The sequence below is a fragment of the Mesorhizobium sp. CCNWLY176 genome (genome assembly GCF_037153935.1).
Taxonomy (GTDB): domain Bacteria; phylum Pseudomonadota; class Alphaproteobacteria; order Rhizobiales; family Rhizobiaceae; genus Mesorhizobium_M; species Mesorhizobium_M zhangyense.
This window is the reverse complement of record NZ_JBBBDZ010000023.1, coordinates 58,152-65,047: the sequence shown is the minus strand read 5'-3', so window position 1 is coordinate 65,047 and position 6,896 is coordinate 58,152. Positions and strand designations below refer to the sequence as shown.

At 61.0% G+C, this 6,896-nt stretch carries 6 protein-coding genes; all 6 read left to right on the top strand.

The features are described 5' to 3' along the window. Nucleotides 1-724: 724 nt before the first annotated feature. The 6 genes from WBQ96_RS26400 (at nt 725) to WBQ96_RS26375 (ending at nt 6,893) form a co-directional block, all read left to right on the top strand. Complete coding sequence (locus WBQ96_RS26400; RefSeq protein WP_336552672.1) at nt 725-1,615, top strand: VOC family protein; 891 nt, start codon at nt 725-727, stop codon at nt 1,613-1,615. Continuing rightward, the gene (gene kdsA / locus WBQ96_RS26395) at nt 1,612-2,445 is read left to right on the top strand and encodes a 3-deoxy-8-phosphooctulonate synthase (RefSeq protein WP_336552674.1); all 834 of its coding nucleotides are present in this window, start codon (nt 1,612-1,614) and stop codon (nt 2,443-2,445) included. The genes WBQ96_RS26400 and kdsA overlap by 4 nt, the downstream gene beginning before the upstream one ends. An 82-nt stretch (nt 2,446-2,527) precedes the next feature. Beyond that, nucleotides 2,528-3,802, top strand: a complete 1,275-nt coding sequence (gene eno / locus WBQ96_RS26390) for a phosphopyruvate hydratase (protein ID WP_336552676.1) — start codon at nt 2,528-2,530, stop codon at nt 3,800-3,802. Nucleotides 3,803-3,948: 146 nt separating this feature from the next. Continuing rightward, nucleotides 3,949-4,275, top strand: coding sequence for an FtsB family cell division protein (locus WBQ96_RS26385; protein ID WP_165114036.1), 327 nt, complete (start codon nt 3,949-3,951; stop codon nt 4,273-4,275). Nucleotides 4,276-4,447: 172 nt separating this feature from the next. Further along, complete coding sequence (gene pdhA, locus WBQ96_RS26380; RefSeq protein ID WP_165114033.1) at nt 4,448-5,491, top strand: pyruvate dehydrogenase (acetyl-transferring) E1 component subunit alpha; 1,044 nt, start codon at nt 4,448-4,450, stop codon at nt 5,489-5,491. Nucleotides 5,492-5,504: 13 nt separating this feature from the next. Further along, the gene (locus tag WBQ96_RS26375) at nt 5,505-6,893 is read left to right on the top strand and encodes a pyruvate dehydrogenase complex E1 component subunit beta (protein WP_336552679.1); all 1,389 of its coding nucleotides are present in this window, start codon (nt 5,505-5,507) and stop codon (nt 6,891-6,893) included. The last annotated feature ends 3 nt before the right edge of the window (nt 6,894-6,896 follow it).

Here is a 6,896-nt window from a genome sequence, read left to right as displayed (position 1 = left end):
CTCGGGTCCCTGGCTACCACACCAGGGCGGGAGGTCACCGCCACTCCCCCTTGATCCCGGTTCCAGACCCGGTCCCGTAGGAGCGATGGGGGGATTATGCCGGAGGTGTTTTGGGGTGTGGATAGATCGGGCGTGAAAAAATGTGTGGGGTGAGGGAAAACAATGGATTGGCGGGAAATTGGGTGGAAATCTTTCCCCCAATTCGCGAGCTTCAGGTTCGGCAGTTCTGCACCGCAGCGGCTTCATCGATGTTCCGGCATGGATCCCCGTCGCAAGAGCGACCCTCGCCCTTCGCTTCGCTCGTGCTACGACCCGAGGATGATGAGCTTGTTATTTATGCGCCTGCAAAACCGTCAACGCGAAACCGCCAACGCTTGGGATTAGCGACAAGCCCAAATGCAATTCGTCATTCTCGACCTCGTGAGCGAGGAACGAGCGGAGAGTGTCGGGAATCCATGCCGAAACGCAAAAGCGCTTCGGCGGTGCAGATTGCAACAGCCTCAGGATCGGTCCGTGCCCGACGATGATGCGGAACAGGTCCCGGATAACCTGAGCTCCGGTTTCAGACCAATCGGTCCCGGATAACCTGCGCTTCGCTCGGGTTTCCGGTTTCCGGACGTCAGGGTTGCCTTCGCCAATCATCAAAGACCTGAACAGGAAGCGCGAAATGCAAAACAAACCCAAAGCTTGAACCGCAGTCGGTTTTCGGGCACATGGCGGCGCGATGAGCATTTCCGCAAAAGCGCGTTCGCTTGACCATCTCGTCCTGCCGACAGCCGATCTCGGCGTCGCGCGTGAACGGCTCGCTGCGCTTGGCTTTACGGTTGCGCCGGTCGGCGTCCATCCTTTCGGCACCGAAAACGCCTGCGTCTATTTTTCGGACGGCACGTTTCTGGAGCCGCTGGCGATCAGCGATGCCGGCAAGGTCGATGAAGCGATCGCAGCGCAAAATATCTTCGTCGCGCGTGACCGCCTGTTTCGCGAGCGCAACGGTGAAGAGGGCTTTTCGGCGCTGGTGTTCGGCACCGAAGACGCCGATGCGGACAACGCGGTTTTTGTTCGCGCCGCCGTTTCAGCGGGACCGAGGCTCGATTTCTCACGGCCTTTCGTCGATGCTTCGGGCAAGGCCGATACCGCCTCGTTCCGGCTTGCCTTCGCCGCCGAGGCAGACATGCCTGATGCTTTTTTCTTCACCTGTGAGCGGGTCAACGCGCCGAAGGTCGACCGCTCTGCGCTGCAGGCCCATGCCAATGGTGCAAGGCGCATTGTCGGCGTCGTGGCAGTCAGCGCCGATCCGACAGCTTATGGCGGCTTTTTCAACGTCGTGGCCGGAGCTGAAGCCGGTCTCGCCAGCAGTGAAGGCGTTCAGTTCGAGTTACCGAACGCCACCATCGCGCTGACCGATCCTGCCGGCCTCAAGGCAGCTTTCGGTGTTGAGGCTCCGTCCGCATCCAGCCTGCAGCTTGCCGCGATCGTGTTCGGCGTAAAAGACCTGGCCAGGACGGAAGCGCTGTTCATCGCCAACGCCGTGGATTATCACAGGCGCGGCAGCCGCCTGATCGTAACGCCAGCCGCCGGGCAGGGCGCCATTTTAGCTTTCGAGGAGTTCTCATGACCGCGCCGAATTCGACCGTCACCGTCGGCAATGCCGTTTTTGGCAACAATGCACCACTCGCCCTGATTGCCGGGCCGTGCCAGTTTGAATCGCGCCAGCATGCCTTCGACATGGCTGGCGCGCTCAAGGAGCTGACGACGAAGCTCGGCATCGGCCTCGTCTACAAGACGAGCTACGACAAGGCCAACCGCACCTCGCTGTCCTCGACGCGCGGGGCGGGGCTCGACGCGGCGCTGCCGGTGTTCGACGACCTGCGCAAGGAAGTCGGCCTGCCGGTGCTGACCGACGTGCACTCCGAAGAGCAATGCCGGATCGTCGCGCCGCATGTCGATGTGCTGCAGATCCCTGCGTTCCTGTCACGCCAGACCGATCTTCTCATTGCCGCCGCCAATACGGGCAAGGTGGTGAATGTGAAGAAGGGGCAGTTCCTCGCGCCCTGGGACATGAAGAACGTGGTGGCTAAGGTCACCGGTTCGGGCAACGCCAATGTGCTGGTCACCGAGCGTGGCGCTTCCTTCGGCTACAACACACTGGTCTCCGACATGCGTGCGCTGCCGATCATGGCCGAGATCGGCGCGCCGGTGATTTTCGATGCAACCCACTCCGTGCAGCAGCCGGGCGGACAGGGTGCGACCTCGGGCGGCGAGCGGCGCTTTGTCGAGACGCTGGCCCGTGCGGCGGTTGCCGTGGGCGTCGCTGGTGTGTTCATCGAGACGCATCAGGACCCGGACAATTCGACCTCGTCGGACGGCCCCAACATGATACCGCTCAAGGACCTGCCGGCATTGTTGGAAAGATTGATGGCGTTCGACCGGATCGCCAAGGCCTGAGGGCCAGCCTTCTGATTGCCTTTTGCCGGGCTTCCGCTAAGAGAGGCCCGACCCAACCCTCCAGCACCGAGGAACCCTCGCTATGACCGCAATCGTAGACATCATCGGCCGTGAAATTCTGGACAGCCGCGGCAATCCGACCGTGGAAGTGGATGTGGTGCTGGAAGACGGCTCGATGGGCCGCGCCGCGGTTCCCTCGGGCGCCTCGACGGGCGCGCATGAAGCGGTCGAGCTGCGCGACGGCGGCCCGCGCTATCTCGGCAAGGGCGTCGAGCGCGCTGTCGAAGCCGTGAATGGCGAACTCTTCGAGGCCGTCGGCGGTCTCGAGGCCGAACATCAGGCCGGCATCGACCAGATCATGATCGACCTCGACGGCACGCCGAACAAGGCCCGTCTCGGTGCAAACGCCATTCTCGGTGTGTCGCTGGCCATCGCCAAGGCTGCTGCCGAATCCGCCGGCCTGCCGCTTTATCGCTATGTCGGCGGCGCGAACGCCCGCGTCCTGCCGGTGCCGATGATGAACATCATCAATGGCGGCGCCCATGCCGACAATCCCATCGATTTCCAGGAATTCATGATCATGCCGGTCGGCGCGCCGACCTTCCGCGATGCCGTGCGCTGGGGCTCGGAAATCTTCCACACGCTGAAGAAGCGCCTGAAGGATGCCGGCCACAACACCAATGTCGGCGACGAGGGCGGTTTCGCGCCGAACCTGAAGAGCGCGCCGGCCGCACTCGACTTCATCATGGAGTCGATCGAAAAGGCCGGCTTCAAGCCCGGTGAGGACGTCGCCCTCGCACTGGACTGCGCCGCGACGGAATTCTTCAAGGATGGTAACTACGTCTATGAAGGCGAGAAGAAGACGCGCGATCCCAAGACGCAGGCCAAGTACCTGGCCAAGCTTGCCGGCGACTATCCGATCATCTCGATCGAGGACGGCATGGCCGAGGACGATTGGGAGGGCTGGAAGTACCTCACCGATCTTTGCGGCAAGAAGGTTCAACTGGTCGGCGACGATCTGTTCGTCACCAATTCAGCCCGCCTGCGCGACGGCATCCGCATGGGCGTCGCAAACTCCATTCTCGTGAAGGTCAACCAGATCGGCACGCTGACCGAGACGCTCGATGCGGTCGAGACCGCGCACAAGGCAGCCTACACCGCCGTCATGTCGCACCGTTCGGGCGAGACGGAAGATTCGACCATCGCCGATCTCGCCGTCGCCACCAATTGCGGGCAGATCAAGACCGGCTCGCTGGCGCGCTCAGACCGTACGGCGAAGTACAACCAGCTCATCCGCATCGAGGAAGAGCTCGGCACGCAGGCGCGCTTTGCAGGACGCTCGATCCTGAAGGGCTGATTGCTCTCTGTTTTTATCGTTTGGTTTTCATGAAAAGGCGAGGGAGTAATCCTCGCCTTTTTTGATTCCGGGGCGATGATTTTTTCACCGCTGTAACCGGACATTAAGCATGATGGCGCGAGATAGCGGCAGAAGGAATCTGCGCCATGTGGACACGTCAGCACAAAGAAAGAAAAACCGGCCGGCTCATCGTACCAGCCCTTGCCGTGCTGTTCCTGTCTTATTTCGGCTTCCACGCCTATCATGGTGAATTCGGCATCTATTCCAAGTACCGGCTGCAGGATCGGACGGTCGAGTTGCAGGCCAAGCTGGATACTGTAAGATCGCAGCGCATCGAGCTTGAGCGCAGGGTGCAGCTCCTGCATGACGGCACGCTCGAAAAGGATATGCTGGACGAACAGGCGCGCAAGGCGTTGAACCTGTCCCATACTGATGAGATAACCATCATCCGCTCGTCGGACGAGACGAATTAACCGTAAGTCGGTTAATCATCAATATCTTCAATGTTTCTAGTCGGTTACGTGCATGCCAGCCATGCATTTTTCCGCATGGCCGAACGTTGAATTGCATGCTAGCCTCATTGCAATTCGAGGGGGAGCGCATCCCTCTCAATGTCCAAAAAGAGACATTGCCAGGGAGTGATGCATGGCTGTTGCCGCCAAGAAGGCGTCCGTTCGATCGAAATCGGACGGCAAGTCGAATTCCGCGCCGGTGGCGCCAAAGCCCGTTGATTTCAATAAAGAGCAGGAACTCGCCGCCTACCGCGACATGCTGCTGATGCGGCGCTTCGAGGAAAAGGCCGGCCAGCTCTACGGCATGGGTTTCATCGGCGGCTTCTGCCACCTCTATATCGGTCAGGAAGCGGTCGTCACCGGCCTCAAGATGGCGCTGATCGAAGGCGATCAGATGATTACCGCCTATCGCGACCACGCCCACATGCTGGCCATGGATATGTCGCCGCGCGGCGTGATGGCCGAGCTCACCGGTCGCCGTGGAGGCTACTCCAAGGGCAAGGGTGGCTCCATGCACATGTTCTCCAAGGAGAAGAATTTTTATGGCGGCCACGGCATTGTCGGCGCACAGGTGTCACTTGGCACCGGGCTCGCCTTCGCCAACCGCTACCGCGAGAACAAGAATGTCTCGCTGACCTATTTCGGCGATGGCGCTGCCAACCAGGGGCAGGTCTATGAAAGCTTCAACATGGCCTCGCTGTGGAAGCTGCCGGTGATCTACATCATCGAAAACAACCGCTACGCCATGGGCACATCGGTTTCCCGGTCTTCTGCCGAGACGGATTTCTCGCAGCGCGGCGCATCGTTCCGCATTCCGGGCATCCAGGTCGACGGCATGGATGTGCGCGCGGTGAAGGCCGCAGCCGACCTGGCGACCGAATGGTGCCGCTCGGGCAAGGGCCCGATCATCCTCGAGATGCAGACCTATCGCTATCGCGGCCACTCCATGTCCGATCCGGCAAAGTACCGGTCGAAGGAGGAGGTGCAGAAGATGCGCTCCGAGCATGACCCGATCGAGCAGGTGAAGGCGCGCGTGCTCGAAAAGAAGTGGGCAAGCGAGGACGACCTGAAAGCGCTCGACAAGGAGGTGCGTGACATCGTCGCCGATGCGGCCGAATTCGCGCAGACCGATCCCGAGCCGGATGCTTCCGAGCTCTATACCGACATCACGCATTAAGGGAGGGCTGGACATGCCGATCGAAATTCTCATGCCCGCACTCTCGCCGACCATGGAAGAGGGCAACCTCTCGAAATGGCTCAAGAACGAAGGGGACAAGGTCGTCGCCGGCGATGTCATTGCCGAGATCGAAACCGACAAAGCGACGATGGAAGTCGAAGCGGTCGATGAAGGCATCCTCGGAAAGATCCTCGTTCCTGCCGGCACCGAAGGCGTCAAAGTGAACACGCCGATCGCTATCCTCGCGGTCGAAGGCGAAGACATCGACAAGCTCGGCGAAGGCATCGGTGAAGAGGAAGTGTCTGCGAAGGCGGAGGCAGCGAAGCCTGCTGAGGCTCCCGCCGAGACCAAGCCGGCACCTGTCGCAGCCGCGCCCAAGATTGAAGTTGCTGCCGATCCGGACATTCCGGCCGGCACCGAGATGGTTTCCACCACCGTGCGCGAAGCGCTTCGCGATGCAATGGCGGAAGAAATGCGCCGCGACGAGAACGTTTTCGTCATGGGCGAGGAAGTTGCCGAATACCAAGGCGCCTACAAGATCACGCAAGGTCTGCTGCAGGAATTCGGCGCGCGCCGCGTCGTCGATACGCCGATCACCGAGCACGGCTTTGCCGGCGTCGGCGTCGGTGCGGCAATGGCCGGCCTCAGGCCGATCGTCGAGTTCATGACCTTCAACTTCGCCATGCAGGCGATCGACCAGATCATCAACTCCGCCGCCAAGACGCTCTATATGTCTGGCGGCCAGATGGGCGCGCCGATCGTGTTCCGTGGCCCGAACGGTGCCGCTGCCCGCGTCGCCGCGCAGCACAGCCAGGACTATGCCGCCTGGTACAGCCACATACCGGGCCTGAAGGTGGTGATGCCTTATACGGCAGCCGACGCCAAGGGCCTGCTCAAGGCGGCAATCCGCGATCCGAACCCGGTGATCTTCCTTGAGAACGAAATCCTTTACGGCCAGTCCTTCGACGTGCCGAAGCTCGACGATTTTGTCCTCCCGATCGGCAAGGCACGAATCCACAAGACCGGCAAGGACGTGACCATCGTCTCCTTCGGCATCGGCATGACCTATGCGGTCAAGGCGGAAGCCGAACTGCGCGGCCTGGGTATCGATGTGGAAATCATCGATCTCAGGACAATCCGCCCGCTCGACCTCGACACGATCATCGCCTCGGTCAAGAAGACCAACCGTCTGGTCGTCGTCGAAGAAGGCTACCCGCAAAGCTCGGTCGGCGACTTCATCGCCAACCAGGTCTCGCAGCGCGCCTTCGACTTCCTCGATGCACCGGTGATCACGATCGCCGGCAAGGATGTGCCGATGCCTTATGCGGCCAATCTCGAGAAGCTGGCACTGCCGAATGTCGGCGAAGTCGTCGAGGCGGTGAAAGCCGTCACGTATCGCTAAGCG

Coding starts and splice junctions, on each gene's coding strand:
- WBQ96_RS26400 (WP_336552672.1), top strand. CDS start 725: ATGAGCATTTCCGCAAAAGCGCGTTCGCTTGACCATCTCGTCCTGCCG.
- kdsA (WP_336552674.1), top strand. CDS start 1,612: ATGACCGCGCCGAATTCGACCGTCACCGTCGGCAATGCCGTTTTTGGC.
- eno (WP_336552676.1), top strand. CDS start 2,528: ATGACCGCAATCGTAGACATCATCGGCCGTGAAATTCTGGACAGCCGC.
- WBQ96_RS26385 (WP_165114036.1), top strand. CDS start 3,949: ATGTGGACACGTCAGCACAAAGAAAGAAAAACCGGCCGGCTCATCGTA.
- pdhA (WP_165114033.1), top strand. CDS start 4,448: ATGGCTGTTGCCGCCAAGAAGGCGTCCGTTCGATCGAAATCGGACGGC.
- WBQ96_RS26375 (WP_336552679.1), top strand. CDS start 5,505: ATGCCGATCGAAATTCTCATGCCCGCACTCTCGCCGACCATGGAAGAG.